Annotated in this window: 1 protein-coding gene; it reads right to left on the minus strand. The window is 38.7% G+C overall.

Features of this window, described 5'->3' with window-relative positions:
- Positions 1-161, minus strand: a 161-nt coding sequence (locus tag Q5762_RS40280; protein WP_399495670.1) for an AraC family ligand binding domain-containing protein, incomplete at its 3' end; no start/stop codon positions are given.
- Positions 162-235: the final 74 nt, after the last annotated feature.

A 235-nucleotide genomic window follows, 5' to 3' on the forward strand; every position in this document is an offset into this window, starting at 1 on the left:
TGATGTTGGCTGCCACGATAAACAAACTTTTGTTGGCCACTGGTGATCAAACCGATATGAAAATCCAGATGATAGTGGCGTTGAAAGGCAAACTTTTTATAGTCAGCTTCAATCAGATTAATCGCTTGATGCGGCGTTGAATAATATCGAATCGTATCCATATGAGCTTAGTGGTATGAGAATCGATACCACTAAGCTTAATCGTTACCCATTGCCTTGTCTTGTAAAAAATGAT

The organism is Streptomyces sp. P9(2023), from assembly GCF_032436795.1.
In the GTDB taxonomy this organism is placed as follows: Bacteria; Actinomycetota; Actinomycetes; order Streptomycetales; family Streptomycetaceae; genus Streptomyces.